At 70.3% G+C, this 23,198-nt stretch carries 14 protein-coding genes and 2 pseudogenes; 7 read left to right on the forward strand and 9 right to left on the reverse strand.

The window, feature by feature from the left end:
* Positions 1 to 251: 251 nt before the first annotated feature.
* Together RM445_RS28340 and RM445_RS28345 are read right to left on the reverse strand one after the other, a co-directional pair.
* The gene (locus RM445_RS28340; protein ID WP_311559934.1) at positions 252 to 2,027 is read right to left on the reverse strand and encodes a CocE/NonD family hydrolase; all 1,776 of its coding nucleotides are present in this window, start codon (positions 2,025 to 2,027) and stop codon (positions 252 to 254) included.
* Between the two features lie 98 nt (positions 2,028 to 2,125).
* Positions 2,126 to 2,635, reverse strand: a complete 510-nt coding sequence (locus tag RM445_RS28345; RefSeq protein WP_311559935.1) for a DUF1269 domain-containing protein — start codon at positions 2,633 to 2,635, stop codon at positions 2,126 to 2,128.
* Positions 2,636 to 2,833: 198 nt separating this feature from the next.
* Here RM445_RS28345 and RM445_RS28350 point away from each other — a divergent pair, with 198 nt between their 5' ends.
* From RM445_RS28350 to RM445_RS28365, 4 genes and pseudogenes are all read left to right on the forward strand, one after another.
* Complete coding sequence (locus RM445_RS28350; protein ID WP_311559936.1) at positions 2,834 to 5,704, forward strand: BTAD domain-containing putative transcriptional regulator; 2,871 nt, start codon at positions 2,834 to 2,836, stop codon at positions 5,702 to 5,704.
* A 115-nt stretch (positions 5,705 to 5,819) separates the two neighbouring features.
* Positions 5,820 to 6,032, forward strand: coding sequence for a hypothetical protein (locus RM445_RS28355; protein ID WP_311559937.1), 213 nt, complete (start codon positions 5,820 to 5,822; stop codon positions 6,030 to 6,032).
* Between the two features lie 304 nt (positions 6,033 to 6,336).
* A pseudogene (locus RM445_RS28360) lies at positions 6,337 to 7,371 on the forward strand (IS3 family transposase).
* A 471-nt stretch (positions 7,372 to 7,842) separates the two neighbouring features.
* Positions 7,843 to 9,504, forward strand: a complete 1,662-nt coding sequence (locus RM445_RS28365; RefSeq protein WP_311559938.1) for a SpoIIE family protein phosphatase — start codon at positions 7,843 to 7,845, stop codon at positions 9,502 to 9,504.
* A 515-nt stretch (positions 9,505 to 10,019) separates the two neighbouring features.
* Here the strand turns inward: RM445_RS28365 and RM445_RS28370 are convergent.
* Positions 10,020 to 10,241 carry a hypothetical protein gene (locus RM445_RS28370; RefSeq protein WP_311559939.1) on the reverse strand — a complete coding sequence of 74 codons (222 nt, stop codon included), beginning with the start codon at positions 10,239 to 10,241 and terminating at the stop codon, positions 10,020 to 10,022.
* Between RM445_RS28370 and RM445_RS32580 the strand changes: the two genes are divergently transcribed.
* Entirely contained in the window at positions 10,206 to 10,373 is a 168-nt protein-coding gene (locus RM445_RS32580) for an integrase core domain-containing protein (RefSeq protein ID WP_397469416.1), read from the forward strand. The genes RM445_RS28370 and RM445_RS32580 overlap by 36 nt on opposite strands.
* Before the next feature lie 1,432 nt (positions 10,374 to 11,805).
* Here the strand turns inward: RM445_RS32580 and RM445_RS28375 are convergent.
* Positions 11,806 to 12,339: a hypothetical protein gene (locus RM445_RS28375; RefSeq protein WP_311559940.1), complete on the reverse strand. Its 534-nt coding sequence runs from the start codon at positions 12,337 to 12,339 to the stop codon at positions 11,806 to 11,808.
* A gap of 807 nt (positions 12,340 to 13,146) precedes the next feature.
* Here RM445_RS28375 and RM445_RS28380 point away from each other — a divergent pair.
* Positions 13,147 to 14,223 carry a hypothetical protein gene (locus tag RM445_RS28380; protein WP_311559941.1) on the forward strand — a complete coding sequence of 359 codons (1,077 nt, stop codon included), beginning with the start codon at positions 13,147 to 13,149 and terminating at the stop codon, positions 14,221 to 14,223.
* 1,095 nt (positions 14,224 to 15,318) lie between these two features.
* On the opposite strand, the gene RM445_RS28385 is transcribed toward RM445_RS28380, so the two are convergent.
* The 3 genes from RM445_RS28385 to RM445_RS28395 form a co-directional block, all read right to left on the reverse strand.
* Positions 15,319 to 16,077 carry a maleylpyruvate isomerase family mycothiol-dependent enzyme gene (locus RM445_RS28385; RefSeq protein ID WP_311559942.1) on the reverse strand — a complete coding sequence of 253 codons (759 nt, stop codon included), beginning with the start codon at positions 16,075 to 16,077 and terminating at the stop codon, positions 15,319 to 15,321.
* 331 nt (positions 16,078 to 16,408) lie between these two features.
* A complete protein-coding gene (locus RM445_RS28390; protein WP_311559943.1) occupies positions 16,409 to 16,939 on the reverse strand; it encodes an alanyl-tRNA editing protein in 531 nt (176 codons plus the stop codon).
* Positions 16,940 to 17,173: 234 nt separating this feature from the next.
* Positions 17,174 to 17,431 (reverse strand): hypothetical protein, encoded by a 258-nt coding sequence (locus RM445_RS28395; protein ID WP_311559944.1) that lies wholly within the window; start codon positions 17,429 to 17,431, stop codon positions 17,174 to 17,176.
* Between the two features lie 277 nt (positions 17,432 to 17,708).
* On the opposite strand from RM445_RS28395, the pseudogene RM445_RS28400 reads away from it, so the two are divergent.
* A pseudogene (locus RM445_RS28400) lies at positions 17,709 to 18,824 on the forward strand (MFS transporter); the annotation flags it as partial.
* Positions 18,825 to 19,135: 311 nt separating this feature from the next.
* Here the strand turns inward: RM445_RS28400 and RM445_RS28405 are convergent.
* Positions 19,136 to 20,287: an LLM class flavin-dependent oxidoreductase gene (locus RM445_RS28405; RefSeq protein ID WP_397469417.1), complete on the reverse strand. Its 1,152-nt coding sequence runs from the start codon at positions 20,285 to 20,287 to the stop codon at positions 19,136 to 19,138.
* Between the two features lie 26 nt (positions 20,288 to 20,313).
* The gene (locus tag RM445_RS28410; protein WP_311559946.1) at positions 20,314 to 22,884 is read right to left on the reverse strand and encodes an ATP-binding protein; all 2,571 of its coding nucleotides are present in this window, start codon (positions 22,882 to 22,884) and stop codon (positions 20,314 to 20,316) included.
* Positions 22,885 to 23,198: the final 314 nt, after the last annotated feature.

Genomic DNA, 23,198 nt, shown 5'->3' on the forward strand with positions numbered 1-23,198 from the left:
GAGCGCCGCGCCGCCGAGCGCCACACCACCGAGATCACCGCGTGCGCCGGGCTCGGCCTCGAGGCCGTCGGCTGGCATCGCAAACGGGACGTGGCCGTCTTCGCCGGCGACTGCGTCGACCGCCTGCCCCCGGGAAAGCGACAACGCACGCACAGTTGGAAGGCGAGGGCGTGCAGCGGTAGCCGGGCCTGCACGGCTGGCGGCGCGCCGATTCCGACGTTTGGCCGTCCGCCGGTGAGGTGGCCACGTGGTCATGTGGTCGGGGCGGGTACCTCGGTGACCTCGACCCAGCTCTCACCGCCGAAGTGGACGGTGTTGCGGCACGGGTAGGGCGGTACCGGCATGTCGAACTGTGCGTAGCCTTCGCTCACGTCCATGCGGAGCAGGTCAATCCGGCTGGCGAGTTCGAGCCGCAAGGTGTCGCCGCGGCGCAGCAGGGTCGGCGCCGGGGTCAGGCTGAAGCGCAGGACGACCGGTTCGTCCGGGACGAGCGGCTCACGGTGCCCGGCGTCGATGGCGATCTCGAGTGGTGTGCTCCGCTGCTTGTCCTCGGTGCGGGAGACGGGCCGGATGGCGCCGAGTGAGAGCTGGTGGCGCTCGCCGGTGGCGTCGAGCCGAGACAGTCGGGCGACGACGTAGGAGTCGAGTTCGTTGCAGTTGTAGGTGAGTCGTGCGGTGACCGGCCCGGCGAGCTGGGTGTCCTGCTCGACGGGCAAGTCGAAGGCGAGCGTCTGGTTGACCACGTCGTCCATGCCCCCGAGGAGTGGGAGCCCGAGGGGGACTGCGACCCACGAGCCGGAGCCGTCGGCCATCGCGTCGAGGCTCAGCCGGTGGGTCGTGGCGTCGGCGTCGGGGGCCCCGAGGTAGAGACGACGGACGTCGCCGCCGACGGGTGGGAAGGCCTCGGCGGTGTCAAAGCGCTCGGCGCCCTCGACCCAGTAGCGCACGTGCGGCTGTTCGGCGTAGCCGTTGTCGGTGTCGCGCAGGATGTGGTCGAAGAAGGCGAGTGCTTCGCCCTGCCAGGCGTAGACCGGCAGGTCGTAGGACGGTGGGGCGAGGATGAGCCACTTGCGGTCGGCGGGTGTCGCGGCGTGGGCGATCAGGTCGTAGCAGCCGAACTGGTGCAGGTTGAAGTACCCGAGGTTCTGCACGACCGTGAACGGCACCTCGATGTCGCCGAGCGTGGCGGTCGGGCCCTCGGGGATCGTCGCCTGCGCGCGGGTCTTCTCGTCGAACATCCAGTTCGCGTAGATCCGGCGCATGAACTCCACCGGTGTGGCGGACTCGAAGGACTCGAACATCCCGGAGACCTTGTGGTGGACCAGCCGCTCGAGCAGGGGGTGCAGTGGCCCGTTGGTGAGGTGGCTGATGAGCGCGCGACGGTCGGGTGACAGGCGCTGGTCGTAATTCGCCTGTGTGTAGTTCGCGCCCATCCAGAGGCTGACGAAGAACCAGGCGGGCACGCCACCGAAGTAGATCATGTGGCGCCACAGGTCCGTCGTGACCTCGTTGCAGAACAACGCCTTGAGCGCCGGTGGTTTGCGCGCGGCGACGCTGAGCTGGGACACCGCGTAGTAGGAGGTGCCGAAGAGCACGACCTCGCCGTTGCACCACGGCTGCTCGGCCGCCCACGCGATGACCTTCTCGTGGTCGTCGATGTCCTGGGGGTCGAAGAACATCACCTGATCGCCGGTGGAGCGGCCCATCCCGCGGCGCTCGACGATGACCGGGCAGTAGCCGCGGTCGGTGAACACCGGCGGCGAGCCGATCTCGTTAGACCCCGTTGGGATGCCCGCGGTGTGGGTCTCGGTGGCGTATCCGCCGAAGGACACGACGGCCGGGTAGCGGCCCGGTGTGCGCGGGGTGTAGACGTCGGCGTGCAACTCGGCGCCGTCGGTGACCGGGACGCGCTGGTCGGCCAGCACGCGGTTGCCCAGCCCTTCCATCGCGACGGCGCGCGGCGCCCAGTCGGCGTACTGCCGGCCGGCGGTCGAGCCCTTGAGGGGGATGTGCGAGGAGGTGTTCACGGCGGTGACCTTCCTGGTCGTGTCGGTGTCGTGACCGGCACCATGACCCGGCGACCTCCAAAAAACCTCCAGGCCCCGGGGAGACCTCCGGCGGGCGGTCAGCCGTCGCCTCGGGGCGGTTCAGGGTCGGCGCCGAAGGCCATGTGCAGGATCGCCGACTGGTGCTCGTCCAGCCCGGCGACGAAGCGGCGGGCCTGCCGCCGGGTGAGGACGCTCTGCAGCCGGGCGACGGGCGGCTCGGGGTCGCCGAGCAGGAACAACGCCGAGCCGCCCGGCGTGAGCCCTCGGGCGATCGCCTGGAGGAGCCGGTCGTCGAGGCCGACCCGTGCGAGCAGGCCCCGGGGCTGCTGCGGGTCGACCTCGACACCGGTCAGGGGGAGCAGGAACAGTACGGCGAACAGCAGCCCCCAGAAGGCGCCGGACAGGCCGCTGCGCCCCACCGGTGCGGGCTCCTGCCAAGCCACCGGTCGCTGGGCGTCCCGCGGCCACACCACCACCGCCACGTCGTCGAAGGCCACGGCGGCGGAGTCCTGGAGCGCCTCCACGACGGCGAGGACCCGTTGCGCGCCGTCCACCGAGTCGAACGTGTAGATGCTGAACGTGACCACCAGTCGCCCTCTCGCCCGGATTCTCTGCCGGTCCGCAGGGTCGGGGCGTCCCCTCCAAGAACTCTCCAACGGCCCTCCGGTCGCGGCCACGAGCCGGGGCAAGTGGGCACGCCACGTGCTCTCGTCCACCGTGTCCACCCTGGTGCGGTCGCTCGAACAGAGGATGCGTCATTCGCGCCGCCGGTCGACGATGATCCGGTGGCACACGTTGCGGGGGTGGCGGCCGTCCCGCCGCACTTCCGCGATCTCGGCCCACTCCTGGTCGAGGTCGACGGCGTCGAGCGCACACCTGGGGGCCCGCGCCCCGCCGCCGCGCTGGCACTGTTGTTGATCAACGCCAACCGGCGGGTCTCCTCCGACACCCTCGGCAACGCCCTGTGGGCCGACGGACGCCCGCGGGCGGCGTCGACGCTGGAGTCGCACCTGTGGCGGCTGCGCCAGGTGCTCGAGCCGGACCGGTCCCAGGGCCGGGCACCCGCGGTGCTCGTCACCGAGTCCGGCGGGTACCGCCTGGTCGTGAGCGCCGACCAGGTCGACTCGGTGCGCTTCGAGCAGCTCGTGGAGGACGCCGCGACGCAGCTGCGTCAGGGCCGCCCCGACCGTGCCCTCGATCGTTGCGACGAGGCCCGCTCGCTGTGGCGGGGCCGCCCGTTCGACGGCGTGGCCGATCGGGACTGGGCGGTATCGACCGTCGCCCGGCTCGAGGAGGGCCGGACACAGCTCGTCGAGCGTCGGATCGACGCCCTGATGCAAGTCGGGGAGCCGGAACGGGCGCTGCTCGAACTGGAGAGCGAGCTCCGCGAACACCCGCTGCGCGAGCACCTGTGGGCACAGCGCATGCTCGCCTGCCAGCTCTGCGGCCGCACCGACGCCGCACTGGAGGCCTTCCACGACGCCAGAAGGCTCCTGATCGACGAGCTGGGCCTCGAGCCCGGCGAGGAACTCCGCGCCGTGCACGCCCGCATCCTGAAGGGGGACCCGGGCCTGCACGCGATCGTGCGGAGACGGGATCCCGCTCCGCCGGCCGACGACGACCTCCTGCACCTACCCGTCCCCGCCGGCGACCTCGTCGGCCGCGACGAGGAGCTCCGCCGGGTCGCCGCCCTCGTCCGGCAGATCCCCCTGGTGACGCTCGCCGGACCGGCCGGGGTGGGCAAGACCCGTCTTGCGGTCGAGCTGGCCCGCCGGACGTCCGGTTCCTTCCCCGACGGCGTGTGGTTCGTCGACCTCACACCCGCCCAGGACGCAGAGCAGGTCGCCGACGCCGTCGCCTCCGCGCTGGGTGTGCCGTCCGCCCCGACCGGCTCACGCGACGACGCCCTGCGCGTGTTCACCCGCGACCGCCGCATGCTGCTGCTGCTCGACAACTGCGAGCACGTGCTCGACGAGACCGCCGGCCTGGTCGCGACCGTGCGCCGCACCGGCCGGGAGCTGACCGTCCTCGCCACCAGCCGAGAGCCCCTGGACGTCGCCGACGAACACGTGGTCGTGGTCGACCCACTGGCTCTGACCGACGCGGGGCCGGGTGGGCAGGCCGCCTCGGTCGCGCTGTTCGTGGATCGCCTGAACGGTCGGGCCCGGTACGCCGACGGCGAGCCCGAGCGCGACGACCTCATCCGCAGGATCTGCCGCGCCGTGGACGGAATACCCCTCGCGATCGAGCTCGCCGCCGCCCGGGCCCGCAGCTTCAGCCTCCGCGAGGTCGCCGACCAGGTCGAGCTCGACCCCAGCTCCTTGTCCCGCGTGGGTCGGGGCCGGGCGGGGCCACGCTCGACCGTGCGCGCCACCGTCGAGTGGAGCCACCGCCTGCTCGGTCCGGACGAGCAGCGCCTGCACCGCGCCCTCTCCGTTCTGCCGGGCCCGTTCACCCTCTCGGCGGCCGCGGCCGTCACCGGGATCGACACGGCGACGACCGCCGACCTGCTCGCCGACCTCGTCCACCGCTCGCTGGTGGCTCCGCTGGGCAGCTCCCGTCCCGGTCGCCCCTCGCGCTTCGCCCAGCTGGCGATAATCCGCGGACACGGGGCGCGTGCGCTGGCCGACGCCGGCGAGGCCGCTGCGTGCCGGGCCCGCCGCGACGCCTGGGTCGAACACCTCATCACCGAGGACCCACCGCGACTCGGGTCGGTCGCGGAAACCACCTGGTTCGCGGCGATCGACGACGACCTCGCCGCCCTGCGCGCCACCCTGCGGCACACCCTCGTCGATGAGCGCTCCCCCGCCGGGGGTCGGATCATGTCCGCCGCCCCCCTGATGTACTGGTACACCCGCGGCGCGACGCTCGAAGGTCGCCGCTGGACCGAGCTCGCCGCCGACGTGGCGCCGCCCGGCCTTTCCGCCGCGATGCTGTCGTTGTCCCTGTCCGCCTTCTGGGGTGTCGCCGGCCGCGGCGATCAGGCCGAGCCGCACGGTACCGCCGGCCTGCACGAGCTCCCACCCAACCTCACCGTCGACGACGACCTGCTCGTCGGCGACCAGCTCGTGGTCCTCGCCGGCTGCCTGTGGCTCAGCGGGTGCCGCGCGCTCTACTCGCAGGTCCTCGACCGCATCGAGGCCATCAGCACCCGCACCGGTGACGCCGACCTCCGGCTCCTCCACCGGGTCCGCAGCGGCCCCTTGGAGCTCACCCGCCGCCCCGCCGCCGACGTGCTCGCCGACGCCGCCGCAGCGCACACCGAAGCGCAAGAACGCCACAACCACTACGCAAGCTGGTTCGCCACGATCGTCACCCAGATGGCCGCCCTGACCGCCGGCGACCCCGCCGCCGCCCTGCACTGGTCCGACCGCGCCCTGGCCGAACTGCACCACACCGCACAATCCCGGGCGCCGTTCCATCTCGAGTTCCGCGCCAACGCGCTCACCCTGCTCGGCAGGAACGACGAGGCGCTGCAGACCTACGCCGCCGCCCGCGCCCACAACCTGCACCTCGGCGTCCCCTGGCCCAGCCAGGACGCGACCGCACACCTGCTCGAGCGCGCCCGCGCCGCGCTGCCCCCGCACCGCGCCGAGGCGGCGTGGAACGACGGTGCTGGCCTCACCGTCGACGACCTGGCCGGACAGGCGGGCTGACCCGCGCGGTCGAGACCGAGCACGGCTCGGCGTTCCCCGGGTCGCCTCCGGTAGTCGGGCAGACCCGTCCCCGGGTACGGGTGGAGTTCGCACGCCCTGGCGCTCACAATGCGGCATGCCTCTCAGCAGCGACGGGACAGTGTTCCGGCGGCTCGGTGCGGACGAGGGCGCCGTACTGACGTCGGCGATCATGACTGCGTACGGCTCGACCTACGACGTGTCATGGGTCTACGACTCGGACGAGGTGTGCGCACGGCTGGCCGACGGCCGGTACGTGTCGGTGGTCGCGGAAACGGTCCGCGGCGACCTGTCGTGTACATGGGGATGAGCATGGCTGCGGCCGGTGATGCGGTCGGCCACGCCGGCCAGGCCGTCACACTGGCGACAGCGCGGGGGCAGCACCTATTCACCCGCACCAAACGGTTCCTCATGGACTGGGCCAGGGACCGGGGGCTCGCCGGGATGTACTCCGAGGCGACGGCCGCGCACCCGTACAGCCAGAAGGCGAACCTCGACCTCGGAGCCAGGGAGACGGCCTTCCTGCTCGGCTGGATCCCGGACTCCGTCGTCAACGACGCTGAAGCGCCCTGGGTCCTGTGGAGGCTCCTGACCTTGGAAACGAGGATGGAGTCATGCCGAAGGAGCAGTCGCCGGGTAAGCCGAACACGCGCCGGTTCTCCGAGGAGGAGAAGGCCGCGGCGGTGCGGATGGTCCGGACGTTGCGGGTCGAGTTGGGCACCGGGCACGGCACGGTCAACCGGTGGCCGACCAGCTCGGTCGAGGGAGGCCGGCTCGGGGTCGAGCCCATCTGCCGGGTCCTGCAGGTGGCCCCGAGCACCTACTACGCCGCCAAGACGCGACCGCCCTCGGCTCGGGCGTGCCGCGACGCCGAGCTGATCCCGGAGTTGGTCGGGCTGTGGGAGGACAACTACCAGGTCTACGGAGCCCGCAACCTCTGGAAGGCCGCCCGCCGCGCCGGCCTGGACGTCGGGCGGGATCAGGTCGCCAGACTGATGCGCGCCGCCGGGTCGCAGGCGTTCGCAGGACCAAGCGGGTGCGCACCACCAGACCCGACCCGGTCGCCGCCCGCCACCCCGATCTGGTGCAGCGCCGCTTTCAGGCCGAGCAGCCGAACCAGCTGTGGGTGACCGACCTGACGTTCGTGCCGACCTGGGCCGGGGTGGCCTACGTGTGCTTCATCGTCGACGCCTTCTCCCGGATGATCGTCGGCTGGCGGGTCGCCGGGCACATGCGCACCACGATGGTGCTCGACGCCCTGGAGATGGCTCGCTGGTCCCGCGGCACCCGACTGGACGGGCTGCGGTGCCACAGTGATGCCGGGTCGCAACCCGATTCACCTCGGTGCGGTATGGCGAGCGGCCGGCCGAGCTCGGAGCGGTCCCGTCGATCGGCTCGATCGGGGACTCGTTCGACAATGCTCTGGCCGAGACGGTGAACGGCTTTACAAGGCCGAACTGATCCGCGGCCCGACCCGCCAGCAGCCGTGGAAGACCGTCGAGGACGTCGAGCTGGCCACGCTGGGATGGGTCCACTGGCACAACACCCGACGCCTGCACGGCTACCTTGCCGACATGACCCCCACCGAGTACGAGGAGGCGTTCTACGCTGCCCACCGGGATGATCAGACCACGGTCGGAAACGCATAACGCGGGCCTCCATCAGACCCAGGGTGACTCAACCCCGACAGCCTGGATGCGATCAGGGAACGCCGAACGTCCGACTACCTGCTGGTCAACCCGCAGTACCGGGCGGAGCCGGCAAGCCGGCCCTACGGCCACTCCGGCTACACGCGTGACCCCGCGTTCCAAGAACAAGTCGGGCTGCTAGCAAGAGCCAGCCGACGGGCGATCGACGGGTAACCACCGGCCGATAGTTTGATCTTGGCTCCCTCAAGGCCAATCGGACTGTAGGTGAGGCGCTGCCGCCACAGTGCGCCTCGAGCGGCTCGGGCCTGGGCAGTTCCGTGTCTGCGCCACCTCAGCACCTGATCTAGTCTGTCCCGACACCGTGTTGCGTCGCGGGTCTACGTGCGGTGGGCCGGATCCCGAGCGTCGGGCGGTGGCGCGACCAATGGCCGTGGGCACTGAAGTCCTTATCGTCGAAGGAACGTTCGGAGTATGACCCCGTTGGAGTTGCAGATGCCGGCCGACGGCCGCGCGCCCGGGCTGGTTCGGGCCGAGCTGAAGCGGTGGTTGGCGGCGCGGGCCTGGCCGGATGAGGATCGCGAGGATCTCGAGTTCGCGGTGAGCGAGGCGGTCTCGAATGCGGCCGAACACGCCTACCGCCCTGACGCGTCAGCGAAGGAACCTGAGCCCGTTGTCGGCGTGGTCGTGATGGAGTTGATCGATCCGGATGGCCGGCGGGCCAAGGCGATCGTGGATGACGTCGGTGTCTGGCGCTCCGCGCCGCCCAGCCAGGAGTTCCGCGGTCGTGGCCTGCGCATGATTGACACCCTGATGGAAAGCTGTGAGGTGAACCAAAGTTCGGCGGGAACTAGAGTCACGATGATCAGCAGGCCCGTGGAAACACAGCCCCAGCACCGGCACGGATCCGGGTCGGCGGAGGCAGGGAAGCCGGCACGCTCCCCCAAGGAGCGGTTGCGATGGCTTGAGGTCGTCACCGACTCCGGACTGGCGCAGCTGACCGTGGACGAACTGCTCGACGAGCTACTGGAGAAGGTTCGCGAGTTGATGTCGGTCGACACCGCCGCTGTGTTGCTGCTGGATCCCTCACAGCAGTTCCTGGTTGCCACGGTGGCCCGAGGGATCGAGGAGGAGGTCCACCAAGGCGTGCGGATCCCGCTCGGTCGAGGGTTCGCGGGACGCATCGCCGAGGAACGACACTGGGTCGCCATCGACCAAGCCGATCACAACAACGTGCTCAACCCAATCCTGCGGGACAAGGGCATAGTGTCGCTGCTCGGCGTGCCGTTAGTGGCCGCTGGGACGGTGCTCGGCGTACTCCATGTGGGCACCCTCACCCGGCGCCGCTTCACCGAACAGGACGCCCAGCTGCTGCAGATGGTCGCCGACCGGGCGGCGCTGGCCACCCAGTCCCGCATATCGCAGGCCGAGCGCGCGGCGGCCTTGGTCATGCAACGCAACCTGTTGCCGGCCCAGCTCCCGGACGTTCCCGGAATAGAGTTCGCCTCCCGCTATGTCCCCGGCGGTGACGGCGAGGTCGGGGGCGACTGGTACGACGTGTTCACCCTGCCCTCGGGCGCGGTATGCCTAGTCGTCGGAGATGTCGCCGGGCACGGTCTCGCGGCGGCCCAGTCCATGAGCCAAATCCGCGCCGTGTTGCGGTCACACACGCTGCACACCGAGGACCCCGGCGACGTGTTGACCAGGCTCGACGAACACGTGCAGCACTTCCTGCCCAACACCATGGCCACCGTGCTGTGCGGGATGCTCACCCCCTCGACCAACGTGCTGCGCATGTCCTCGGCCGGCCACCCACCACCCATCCTCGCCGCTCCCCAGGGCGAGACCACAACACTGGCGATTCCTGCTGATCTACCGCTAGGTATCAGGACCAAACGCCCTCGCCACAGCACCGACGTGCCGCTGCCGCCCGGCTCCGGGCTCTGCCTCTACTCCGACGGGCTCGTCGAGCGGCGACACGTCGTCATCGACGACAACATCGAGAAGCTCCGCAACTCGGTGACTGCCCACGCGCCCGAGTCGGTCTGTGTCGACGTCATGCGACAACTGGTCGGGTTCGCCACCCCCAAGGACGATGTCGCCGTACTCGTCGTCCGGCGGTTTGCCACTGGCTAGTCCAACACGGCTCCTTCTTCCGTCTCGACTGTTGCATGAAGACAATTGCGCTCAACCCGGCGGCGAGTGCTCGCCTACCGGATTTGAAAGCTGCGCACCCGCCGCCAGTGGGTTCTCGTCGCGGGTCGCTCCCGGGCGCTTCCCGTGGGCGCAGGGTCCCCGGTACCCGGAGTGGTTCCAGGAGGACTTCCAACGCGCCGCTTGAGCTGCGCCACGGGGCAAGATCCACCCCGTCGTGGCCCACGAGATGCTCGAGCCGGTCGGTGCCCCGACCGAACAGACCGCGACGAGCACCTCGGCTCGGCGGTGTCGCGGCGGCCATCCTGGACCGAGTTCCTGCGAACCCAGGCCCACGCCATCCTCGCCTGCGACCTGTTCCACCTCGACACCATCACGCTGCACCGGCTGTACGCGTTCCTCGTCATCGAGCACGCCACCCGGCGAGTGCACTGGCCGACCAACAGGCCGCAACCTGCTCATGGACCTCGACAACGCCGACAGTCGCTTCCGGTTCCTCATCCGAAACCGCGACGCAAATTCACCGCGGCATTCGACGCCGTCTTCACCGCCACCGACATCCGCATCATCAAGACACCAGTGCGGGCGCCGCGGGCCAACGCGACCGCCGAACGCTTCGTCGGCAGCGTCCGACGCGAACTCTCGACCGCACCCTGATCATCAACCAGCGGCACGCCCCCACCGTGCTCGACGAGTACCAGCACCACTACAACAGCCATCGGCCACACCGCGCGCTCGGCCAGGCCGCTCCCCTACGATCACTCCCCCAGCCGACCACGAGCGCGACAACAGGCGTCCAACGCCGCGACCGACTCGGTGGACTGCTCCACGAGTATCAGCAGGTCGCGTGACCTGGGCAGCGAATCTGGCACCCACAGGCCCCGATTCTCCAGCCCACAGGGAGCCGCGGCCTTTCTCGCCACCTTCGGCACCCAACTTGCCGACGCCATCACCCCGTCTGCAGAGTGAAATGATCAAGGCAGGCCCCCGGCCACTGGTGCCGAAGGCGACGGTGATGCCCCACAGAAGCTCACTGAGTACCCCAGCCATCGCAGGCGGCGCCGTCTACGCGACAACAGCCAAAGTCAACTTGGCCGTCAGCTCACCGATCCCGTCCTGAACCAGTTACCCAGTCAAGGCTGCGTGACAAGTTCCAGCCAGGGGTAGCACCCCCGGTCGAAGTGGGTGACAAACTGGGCTACTGGCTCCGGATTCGGAATGCACTCGGCATCTGTCTCTGCACCGAGATACATAGTGTCAGCAGCACAAACGCTGATGCCAGCGGTTTTTGTCGCACTTCGTAGATAAGAAGTCAGCGGACACTTGTCATGTTCCCGTCGTTCTCCCGAAGACCCTAACTGGCGAAGAAACATGGCGATGTTCTCAGGCGTTTTGAGGAGTGCAAGCGCTGCAAGGTGCCGCTCGATGACTTCTCGAATCGAAGGGGACCGAGGTGTGTCCGTCTCAACCATCAGAGGCGACCTCAAGTATCTTCCCACAACGTCACAACTCTGCCCTCCAATGCGGCTTCACGCCTCTCAGGCGGCATAACCCAAGACAGCGGCAAGGTACCCAACTGACGTGGGGGCTAGTCACGAAGACTCTCCGCGGTCGGAGTCGACTCCGTCAGACACCCCGACAACTATCAGGGGGTTTGATCGTTAGGGTTCCGTAGATCGGTCGTGGATCGGTTCAAAGCTTATCCATTGACGCAGGACCGACGACGATGCGACGACGTCACAGTGATCGTTGTGATCCCGTGGGCTTGTCCGGCCTCAACAATATTCTGCGTGAGCAGACAGACGGGTCCGCGGGCCGACTGATCTTGGGTGTGAAGTGTCGAGAACCCTGGCACTGGACCTGATCAGCGCTTTCACATCCAGCCGCGCCCCCTACAGCCCGAACTCCGACCAGCATGATCGCTCGCTGTGGCTCTTCGACTCGCCTTCCTGATGCTCGCGCTCATCGCGACGCAGCAACCCCCACCAACACCTCAAGCATGAAGATCACAAAGACCTGAACTGGCCCCTTGTCCCCCAGGCTCGACCAGAGCGTCTGCCGACAGCCGCCATGATGCGCTGAGCTGCAGGAACTGTCTTGACAGACGTTCGCGAATCTCGCCGGATCTGAGTCCGTTGCGGTCAGCGTTGCTGTCAACCGGGCCCACCCGACAGCCACTCTCGCGTGGAGAGCCGAGCCTGGAGCGGCGGCGATCAGATCACAAGACGGAGCCAGATGTCACGCCTACTATGCTTATCGCTGAGTTTGATCTTTGTTTAGCGACTAGTGTGCCGCTCGTGCTTCCGACAGGTGCTTCTCCCTGATTTCTTCCGTGATCGACTCCGGCAGTCCGCCGCTGTCGCTCCGTACGGAGTGCAGCCATTCGAGCTGGTTTTCGTCATGGATCGCGTACGGGAGTTTCGAGGAAGCTCGGCCGAACAGTCGGAAGACCGTGACGTCACCCTCCGCCGCGCCTTGCTCGTCCATCGACTGAAACGGCGAGAACGTGAGCTCACGGACGCGGGGTTTATCGCCGGGGCGGACGTCGTTGATCGCTTTCGCGAGCAGCCTGTCGGGGGTCGTGCTGATGTACAGCCGGAACTTGGTGATGGCGGCCAGCTTGCGCAACGGGACGCACTGGTACTCGTCGAAATCGGCGAGGATGTCGCTGATGAGCCCTGAGAGCCGGTCGGCCTCTTCTCTTCCGACGAGCCGACGGGCCATGTGTTCCGTGAGCGTGAAGTCGGGCTGGCCGGCCGTCACGACGTTCAGGTCGGGCCCCGTGATCGGAACCAGTTCGCCGCGCCGGGTAGGCAAGCAGCTCGTTCCAGAAGATCTCGTCGGCCATGCCACGCTCCCGAGTCCGGCATGCACAACCGCGGGTAACGACAGGGTAACGGCCATGGCAAGGCCCACCCCTACGCTTGGAGGAGTCGGACGTGCCGACCGGTAAAGACGGCGAGGAGAGCGTCACCTCCACGTGATCCACCAGTCCGGCGGCCATCAGCGCCCGGTTCATCGACGGACAGGCTGCCGTGTGAGCGCAACGCGACCGAGGCAACCGCTCCCGCCTGGGCGAGGCGCTCGGTGTAGCGCTGGCCGATCCGCCGGCACGCACCAACACGGGTCAGCGGATCCTGCTTCGCACCGAGCACCATCCGCACCGCGCGCTCACGCAGCTCATCGGGGTACTTCCTCGGCGCCACCATCGATCTCGTTCCTCCAGGCTTGACGGTCTCCATCAAACCCGGCGCGAGACGGCGGGCTGATCACTCACCGAATCAACGTGGCGACCAGTCACACGCGGCGAAGATCCTCAACTGCGCAATTGTGACTTCCATGCCATCCAGTCAGGGGAGCATGCCGCTCCCATTCCCCTGCTGCAACGCAGCCGGCTTGTCCCAGGCTGCGGTCTGACTCGACGGAGACGTGCCCCGACTGGTGCTGGAAGTCGGCATGTCTACCGCTGTCCCGCTCCCCAAGGAGGTGGCCGGCAGTGGGCCTCAGTACATCGGTAGCGACTACCGATGCCCGCGCTCCCCCACGTTCTCGACGCTGTGCTCGTCCCGACCGGGTCGTCGAGCCGCGCGATCCCCGTGACACCCAACCTCCGAGGAGGCATATATGACCATCACCGCCGACAACACTCGCGTGCCGGACGACGTCCAGGAGCGGATCCACGAGGCCCACCGCCGGCGCGCCGCCGCGGAGCAGCGCGAGGTCACCTCCGCGCTGCAGGAGCTGCGGTCTCGGTACCGCGCCGAGTGGTCCCGGCTGATCACACCGGCTGCGGCGCAGTCGATGCGCGAGTTCTCCGCGGCTCATCGGCCCAAGGGCAGGGCACACGGGGACGCCGAAGCCCGTAGCCGGTTCCACGCCGCCGGCCTGGCCCACGCCCGAGAGCTCGGGGTCGACCTCGGCGCCCTCGACCGGTTGCGCGAGGACGGCCGGCGCCGGTATGCGGCTATCGCCGACCGCAGCACGGCGGCCACCGCGGGGTCGCTCTCGACCGGCGAGGGGGCGTCGGCGGCGGGGCCGGCGATGTCCGCGGCGGCGACGCAATCGGTCTTCTACGCTCCGTGGCACGGCTCCTGGCAGCCGGGAACGTGGCGTTCCACCACCGACCCGAGCCACACCACGTGGACCGACCAGGTGCCTAGCCACTTCGTCCCGAACAGCGGGCGACTGGGTAGCCGCATCGGGTTCAACCGTCGCCCCGCCGACAACGACGACTCCGCGTACATCAAGCACAGCTGCGGTGTGCTCGTCAACTACACAATGCCGTCCACCAGCCGGCTGGAGATCGGCATGGGCATGACCCGGCAGTTCGGAAGCCACTTCATCGACACCGACGATGAGTTCGGTTACTCGTGGAGCGAGTGGAACATTCGCGAGACGACGGTTGCCGAGGTCTACTGGGACTGGAATGACTGGAGCGCGGACAGCCGCGCGACCAATCAGGTCGCGTGGACCCACGGCGGAGGCTTCCTGGAGGAGTGGGAGGACACGGTTCCAATCCCGGCCGGCCAGTTCCGCGCGGCGTACATGTACAACCCCAACGTGGTGTTCCCGGCCGGCCACACCGTGGTGGTGTTCGCCGGCGTGGAGCTGTCGGTGGACGCCTGGGTGGACGACGTGGCGGTGCGCGCCACGCTCGACGCCGCGTGGCTGCTCAACTGGATCACGATCAAGCCGAGGTGACGGTCGGGAGTCCTATGAGGTTCCAGGACCTGCCCGCGGCGTGTAATCAGCGGCTTCAGGCTGCGGGCTCGTACTGGTTGATGACGCCGCCGAGGATCGGTCGACGCCGACCGGTGAACTCCTGCACCAGCTCACCCGCGATTCCAAACCCGCAGACCGCCCAGAACAGCGACAGGCCGAGCCGGCAGGTTCGGCCTGTCGCCGATGTCCTGAGACATCACAAGGACGGGCCGACGAACCCCGCAATGAATCTCTCGGACTGCCGTAACAAATGAGGCGTCGCCGGCGAGCCGCGGAACATGCCACGAGCGGGGCTCACCACGATCGCGGCACTAATCAGCGCCGTAGCCGGCGCTATTGCGATCATGGTCAGCCCGCTCATCTCCAACCCGATGCCGCTCGCCATCACGGGCGCCGCACTCGTCGTGTGTGGCGTGATCGCGCTACTCGCCACCGAGTGACCAGCACCATCACGGCGGCCACGATCCACCGGACATGGCGGCGATGGCGGCTGCTGCACGGAGGGAGCTAGAGCGGCGGCGGGCGGAGGGCCGCCAGGGGTCGACGTAACAACGGCATCATGTCACACGACGGTAACGGTTGACCGGGTGCGCGACGCGTCCCCTCCCGCTTCCAGGCTCGGTCGGCCCGACCTCGTGTCGGGGTGAAAAGGGCCCGCCCCGCCTCGGAATCATCGAGGCGGGGCGGGTGTCGCCAGCCCGGTGTTCGAGACCCCCGAACCCCCTCGCAGCGACCTTCCCTTATCGCCAGGTTAGGTTGACCGTTACAGCATCGTGTTCCGGATCGTCAAACTGAGTCGTGGCAGGTCGAGGCAACAGAGCGCATGCTGGCTGTGCTCGGGTTCCCCTCGGCGTCAGTAGCGGGTCATGGAACTGTGTCGGCAGATGACCCATTGGGTAACTGTTGGGCCAGTCACACCGAGTTGACAATCATGCATCCCAACGTCGTCTACCCGTGGTATCCGCTACAGCGGGGCGGACACATCGATGAAACGCAGCTCGCTGACAACCGGGCGCTGGGATAGCGACCAGGGTGCCCCCGTCTTCAACGCCGTCGTGGCAAGGTCCGCGGTCCTCACCGGATGATCGACACCATCTCCAGCACCGCAGCGGCAACGTCACCGTCGATGTGTGCCCGGGTCCGCGCCTGGTCCGGCTCGACCATGCGGACACAAACTCGCCACAGCAGATCTGCGTCGATCGTCAGCACTGCACCACCGGCTACCGCTGGAGCCCGCCGCCACCCTTCCTCGCTGCGCACCCAAGTCCAGCTCCCGACGTCGGTGGCGATCGTTAGGGCGGAACCGCTCCGATCGGCCAAAGTGAGGGGTACGGCGTGCAGGAAGGTGTCGAGGATCGCCCATAGGGTGGCCGGCTCGGTGCCGCCTGGGCGCCCGGTCGCCTCCCGGATCTGCTGCTGGTGGACCCAGTACTCCGTGGCGTCGCGGGCGCAGTCCAGCCAGACCGGAGCCGGGCCGGGCCCCGCCCAGGACACCGGCTCGCCGAGGGCGTCGGGGTCACGGCTCGCCCAGAACGTCACGACCTGCTCCGTGGTGACGGTCAGCAGGTCGATCAGAACCCGCGTACTGGCCCGTCGTGTGGCGTTGACCCACTGCCCGTTGAACCTGTGGATGAAGGCCGGAAGCGGCTCGCCCGGGCCGGGAGCGTCGACCTGGTGCCCGTCTCGGCCGCGGGCTAGACGGGACACGTCGTCGCCGAGAATGTGCGCCACCACGTCACGCACAACCCACGGCGCCGCAACGGTGGGCTGCTCCCACTCCACCGCCGACAGCGCACGTAGCAGATCCAGCAGGTCGGCTCGGTCCCGCGCCATCAGCCACAGCAGATTCCGATCAACGTCGAACGACGACATTGAACCCCGGATTCCCTGAAGGGTTGGTTCTCCCGCCGACGGTTGCTCGGCGGGTGTGTTCTGACGGTAGTGCAGGGTTTCGTACTCGACCGACGGAAGTTGCCGATCATGCTGTGGTTGTTGAACCAGTCGACCCAGCTCAAAGTCGCGAGTTCGAGGTCGTCGACGACATGGAAGAGTCCGTCGCGGCGGACGCGGACGCACTCGAGCTTGTCGAGCCTCGATGATCGAGTCGGCCAAGGCGTTGATGCTCCTGTCGCCCACCGAGCCGATCGAGGCGACCGCGCCGGCGTCAAGCAACCAGTTGGCGTAGCGGATAGCGGGTACTGCCCGGACTCAACCGGTCGTCGCAACGACGGATTGTGTTGAGCCGAGCGTGAGTGTTCGTCGAGGGCTTCGGCGGTTGTCTTCCAGCCGAGTGTCTTGCGGGGTCGGCTGTTGAGATCGGGTTCGCTGCGGTCCGGACCAGGGCGGAGTCCGCGTCGGCGTAGGCGTCGGCCACGGCAGGCCCGAGGAACTCGACGACGACGGCCCGCGCCGCGGCCGGCTCCTCGTTGATCCGGTTCCCGATGCGTCGCCCCAGTTCCGCGGAGATCGACTTCACTGGGAAGTCGAGGCGTCCGGAGCCGGGCTCCATGTTCCCGCCGGTGATCGGGATGGCGAACTCGCTCCACACCACGCCGCACAGCATGTGCAGCACCGTCTGGGTGCGCATGAGCAGGTGGCGCCAAGCCCAGTCCAGCTCGCCGGCCACCTCGACGCCCTTGCCGGGCAGCTCGGGGGCGTCGAGCCAGTGCCAGATCCGGCCCTCCTCCCGCTTCACGCGGGTGACCGCGGCCGGCCTGGTCGCTCAGTCCACGGTGCCGAGGTTGGCGGCTGACCGCCGCCAACCCGGGTAGAACGCGGTCCGACCGAGCGCGACCCCGCCGGCGTCACGGTCGGTCGCACGACCGCGGCATCGAACGAGCGGCGGTAGGCGTCCGTGGCGAACAGCTCCTCCGTCATCGGCGCGACCCTACGCGGCCGGCCCGGCTGCTCCCGCTCACCTCGGCCGGTGTCACGCCGCCGCCGGTGCCGCCGCGGCAGCCGCCCGCTCGCGCCATCCCCGCCGCAGGCGCAGCTGCCGCCGGCGGCGGGCCGCGGGGGCCGGGGCCGATCCGCGGGCGACCGGGGCCACGGCGGGCGCCTCGGTCCGGGCGGCGCGGCGTGCTCCCGCCTCGGCCAGCAGCACGTCCCCGGCCGCGAGGAGGTGGGGGAACTCGATGAGCTCGGCCAGGTCGAGCTCATCGACCGAGAAGACGACTCCGGTATCCATGGGGGCAGCTCCCTCCTGCTTCGACCCGCAGACCGTGTCGCACACCCGTCGCCCGCCGCGTCGGGAACGCCTACCCATGTCCGCGGGCCGGGCTACCCAGCCCGGGACGGGCGCGGACGGGGTCGAGCGGCGGCGCGGTGCCCGCGCACGAGAAGGAGGGACCAACGACGCGCGGTCTGGGTGTCGCGTCCCTCGAGATGGGCGGCCGGCACCGATGGGCGACGGCCTCGGTGTCGTGACGCTGGGCGGCATCCCTTCCGGCACCAGGAGACCTGACATGCGAACCGCCACCGCGTCCCGCCCGGCCAACCTCGTGCCACCTCCGCCGGACGTGCGCCGGGTCCAGCGCCGGACGCTGGCCGTGCTGGCGGTCACGCAGGTCTTCGGCGGCGCCGGCGTGAGCACCGTCGCCACGGTCGGCGGGCTGACCGCGGCGCAGTTGTCGGGTTCGGCCACCGTCGGCGGTCTGGCCCTGACCGCGGGCGCCCTCGGCGCGGCACTCATGGGCCTTCCCCTCGCACGCACGGCACAGCGGGCGGGGCGCCGGACGGGCCTGCGGCGTGGCTACCTGATCGCCACCACCGGTGCGGTCAGCGCCGCCGTCGCGGTCGCGGTCGGGAGCTGGCCCCTGCTCCTTGCGGCCTCGGTCCTGCTCGGCGCGGCGAACGCGACCACCCTGGCTGCCCGCTTCGCCGCCACCGACCTCGCTCGGCCGACGCAGCGCGGTCGCGCCCTGTCGGTGGTGCTGTGGGCGACGACGACCGGCGCCGTGACCGGGCCGAGCCTCGCGGCACCCGCCGGACGGCTGGCGACGGCCATGGGCGCGGTGCCCGCGGCCGGACCGTGCCTCCTGTGTGCGGCCCTGTTCGGTGCGGCCGCGCTCGGCGTGCACGCGGGCCTGCGACCCGACCCGCTGCTGGTGGCCCGGACGCACCGGGCCGAGCAGACGGTCCCACCCGCCCGGTCCCGGGCGCGGCCGGGGTGGACGCTCGCCACCACCGCCGTGGTCGTCGCGCAGGCGGTGATGGTCGGGCTGATGGCGATGGCCCCGCTGGACCTCGCGCACGGTGGCGCGGACCTGCGCGTCGTCGGCCTGACGATCAGCGCGCACGTGGGCGCGATGTACGCGCTGAGCCCACTGTTCGGCTGGCTCAGCGACCACGTGGGGCGGCTGCCGGTCCTCGGGCTCGGCGCCGGCCTGCTGATCGCGGCGGCGGGCGTCGGTGCCGCCGCACCCCCGCACGCGGTGCTGCAGCTGACCTGCGCCCTGACCCTGCTCGGCACGGGCTGGTCGGCGGTGCTGGTGAGCGGGTCCGCGCTGCTCGTCGACGCCGTACCGGCCGCCGAGCGACCCCGTGTGCAGGGCCGGACGGACGCCCTGATGAACCTCGGCGGCGCGCTCGGCGGCGTCATGGCGGGGGGATCGTCGGCGCGACCTCCTACGCCACCCTGTGCGCGGTCGCGACCACCCTTCCCGCGCTCGTGCTGGTGGCCGTCGTCCGGCGGCTGCGCCGCCCGCGCTGACGGCCAGATCAGCACCGGCCAGCCGCCCGGCCGTGGCCGCGCTGAGCGGAGTCACAAGCGGCAAGGCCGGCCCGGACGCGCCCGAGACCGACGGCGACATCGACACCGCCTCCGGCGGGAACGATTCGGGGGACTCACACGAACCCTTCCGGCGGAACCACCGTGTGCGGGTCGGGCGGGTCACGTCGCCGCATCGGGGTGCCTCGACGTCGCGGCCTGGATCGCCTGGCCGTGGGCCTGGTCCAGCTCCTCCCAGCGCGACCGCGCGTACTCCGCCGCGGCTCGCAGCCGTACGCCGGTGCCCTGGAAGTGCGGCATGACGTGGCGGGCGAACAGCTCGTAGCTGCGCGCCGTGGCGTCGGGCCGAGCCCATTCGTGGTGCATCAGCAGGAACGGGCCGAACCCTCCGGACTCAGCCTCCAGCCGCTCGATCTGCTCGATCGCGTCGGCGGGCGTGCCGATGACGCCCATCCCGCAGTCGGTCACCCACACCACGCGCTCGGCAAAGGTCGACCCGGCGGCGCGCAGGTGAGGTGCGGCCAGCACGTGCTGGGTGTAGTCCGCCCAGTCGTCGAGGCCGTACCGCACGTCCTCGATCGCCTGCTCGCGCGTCTCGGCTAGATGCACCGGACCGACGAGCCGCCACCGGCCGCGCTGCGGGGTGTGCCCGTACTCCGCCCCGCGCCGTTCCATCATGTCCCAGTGGCGTGCCAGGGTGGCGAACCCGTCCGGGGTCGTCGCGCCCAGCGACAAGAGTGAGGCACCGATCCGCGCCGCCGCGCGCGGACCGGTCGCCGACGCCACGGCGGCGACCGCGACCTCGAAGTCGCTGTAGGGCGCGAGCTGCGTCATGGCGTCGACGAGGGTGTAACGGTCCGTCTTCGCGGTCACCCGCTCCCCCCGCAGCAAGGCCGCCAGCACTTCGACATCCGCCTCGAACGCCGCTCGTTGCTCGGCCAGCGGCAGCCCGATCATCGCCGCGTCCGTCGGCAGCGCACCAGGCCCCAGACCAAGCATGAAGCGGCCGCGGGTCAGGTGGTCGAGGAACAGCGCACGCTCGGCCGTCCACAACGGGTTGTGGTACGGCAGCGAGACGACGCCCGTGCCGAGCCGCAGATGACGGACGTGGTTCACGGCATGGGCGATAAACAGGAACGGGTCGGGGATCAGCTCAGACCCGCAGGAGTGGTGCTCGCCAATCCACGCCTCCGCGAACCCGAGCGCGTCCGCGAGCCGCAGGACGTCGAGGTCGCGCTCGAAGGCCGCGGTCGGGTTCTGTCCGGCCGGGCAGTGGTACGGCGCAAGGAAGATGCCGAAGGACTTCCGGGACAAGTGACCCTCCTTCTCGAGGTGGTGGATCAGTCGGATCGGCGGGCAAGGCGGGCGGCCTCCCGCCGGCTGGCAACGCCGAGCTTGGTGAGAATCGCAGAGACGTGGTGGTCGACGGTCCGGATCGAGAGCACGAGCCGGGCGGCGATCTCGGCGTTGGTGAGCCCCTCGCCGAGCAAGTGCAGCACGTCGACCTGACGCTCGGTCAGCCCAGCCGGGTGCTCCCGGGCGAACGCCCTCGGCCCGCGCGGGATGCGCGTGACGCCGAGGTCGCGCAGCCGCGCCCGGACCAGCCGAGCCGCGGGGACCGCGCCCAGATCGTCGAGCACAGCAAGGGCCTCGAGCGTGGGCTCGCGCAACCCCGAGTCGGCCAGCTCCAGCGCCCGCTCGTACGGGTCGCCGACCCGCCGCCACTCCTCCGCCGCGCCCGCCCAGTCACCCCGCAGCCCCAACAGGTATTCCGGTGGGCAGCCGGCGAACTCGCGCACCGGCCAGCCGCACCGCTTCATGTACCGCAGCAGCTCGCCGCGGTACCGGCCAACTCCGGGGCGGTCGGTGCGGGCGAGGAGCAGCTCGGCCCGCTGCCGCTGCGCCGCCGGGTCACCGTCGAGCCAGGCGCGCTCGATCAACGCGATCCCGGCAGGCACGAGCACCGGCAGGATGTCGGTACGCAGGCCCAGCTGCCAGGCGCGGTCGAGCAGCTCGTTTGCCTCGGGATGACCGCGCCGCAGCAGGAGCCGCCCCAGGTGCGGCAGCGTCTCCCGACCCAGGATGCCCGCTTCGGGCGCGGCCCGTAGCAAGTTCCGCAGCCCCTTCTCCGCGTCGTCCCAACGCCCCTCCTGGACGCACAGCTGGTGCAGGTGCGCTTCAAGGGTGAAGCCGTGCGACCGCAGGTCGGTCTCGCGGGTCCGGGCGAGACCGGCGTCGGCGAAGCTGCGCACGTCCGCGTCGCGTCCGAGCCGGCGCGCCGCCTTCACTAGCGCGGTGTAGCCGAGCGCGGCGAACTCGCGCTGGCCCCGAGCCGTCGCGTCGGCGACACCGCGCTGCACGAGCTCCAGGCCGGCCTCGTCGCCGAGGAAAGCCAGGCCGAGTCCTCGGTAGATCGTCCACGCCGCGTCGAGTGGATCCCCGGCCGGGTGCCGGGCAGCCAGGTCGGCCAGCTCGGCAAGGCCCTCCTCCTCACGATCGCTCAGCACGTTCAGGAAACCGCGGTAGCTGCGGGCCAGCGCGAGCGCCTCGGGATCCCCGGCCTGCTCGAGGAGGGCCACCGCGTCGTCAACGGCGGACCGGGCCTCGGCCACCTCCGCATCGAGATACAGGTGCCAGGCGAGGGTGACCATGGCCCTGCCCAGCGCGGACTTCTCCCCGAGGTCACGACGCAGGTCAACCGCGTGCCGTGACAGCCGGACGGCGTCGGCGAAGCGCAGGGCGTTGTAGAGCTCCCACGCGTGCTCCTCGGCCACGGCCGCGCGCTCGGCCGGGTCCAGCAGGTCCTCGTGCGGTCGCAGCTGCTCGTAGTGGGCCAGTGCCTGGCGGTGGGCGCCGGCGCGGGTGGCCCGGCGGGCCGCCGCCGGGCCGTGGGTGGCAATGGCGGTGGCGTCCTGGCAAAGGACGGCATGGTGCAGGACCCGGGCCTCGTCGAGCGGGTCCTGGCGGAGCAGGGCGGCCAGCACCGACCGGCCAGCGGCCTGCCGCTGCACTGCCGGCATCCCGTTGACGACCGCCAGCCGGGCAAGCTCGTGACGGAACGCCAGCGCGCCGTCGTGCACCTCGACGATGCCGCGGCGCTCCGCCGGCACGACATCACCGGCCCATCCCGGGTGCAGCGCGTCGAGTAGCGGGGTCTCCAGGCGGGTCGGCACCACGGCGAGCAGGTCCAAAAGCGCCCGGGACGCCTCGGGAAGTGTGCCGACGCGCGCGAGCACGGCGTCCCGGACCGACGCGGGCAGCCCCTCGTCCTGCGCGGCGAGCAGCTCGGTGACGAAGAAGGGATTGCCGCCCGTCCAAGCGTGCAGGCGGACGCCAGCTCCGAGCTGTCCGGCCAGGGCCGACACCGCTCGGGCCGACAGCGGCCCCAGCGCGATCCGCCGGCCCGCCGGGCGCCGCACCCGGCCGAGCAGTCGAAGCAGCGGTGACTCGGGTGGCACCTCGTCGTCGCGGTACGTCACAACGATCAGCGCCGGATGGTGCTCCACGCGCCGCGCCAGGAACGCGAGGGCATCGATCGTGGCGTCGTCGGCCCAATGCACGTCCTCGACGACGAGCACCGACACCGGGGAGGCGATCTCCGCGAGCAAGGCCTCGAAGAAGTCCTGCATGTCCCCGGCAGCCAGTGCGGTCCGCAGCTCCGCCCGGGCGCCAGGCGCGAGGTCGTGGAACGGGCCCAGCTCCCGCGGGGTGACGAGGTCGTCGCACGCGCCACGGAGGATCCGGACCGCCCTATTGCCAGATAGGCTCGCCAGGAAGGCACGAACCACGCTCGTCTTGCCAATCCCCGCCTCCCCCATGATGAGCACCAGGCGTCCCTGGCCGCGGGTGGCGTCCGCGAGCGCATCATGCAGCTCGTCCAGTGCGGAGTCCCGCTCGAGCAGCCGGTCCACGTCCCACCTCCGCGTCGTCGGTGCTCCGGCCCGCAGCGCCGGCTGTGCCCACTCTGGCCGTGCGACCAGCCGCGCGCATCGGCGGCAGCGCACCCATGTCGTGGATCGGTAGTGCCTAGAAGAAGAGCGTCGCCCACCAGTGATCTCGTCATCCGGTGGGCGAGCTTCCGAGCGGATCAGTGTCACAACGCCTACGCGCGGGCCGGGCGAGCGCAGGGAGGGAGAGCGGTGATCGGCGCCGCTGCGGCGGTGGCCTATGCAGATCTTGGAGCCCCGTGCATCCGCGCATCCGCGCTGGCGCTGCGGCCGCGGGA

The sequence above is a fragment of the Pseudonocardia charpentierae genome (assembly GCF_031845345.1).
GTDB classification, from domain to species: Bacteria; Actinomycetota; Actinomycetes; order Mycobacteriales; family Pseudonocardiaceae; genus Pseudonocardia; species Pseudonocardia charpentierae.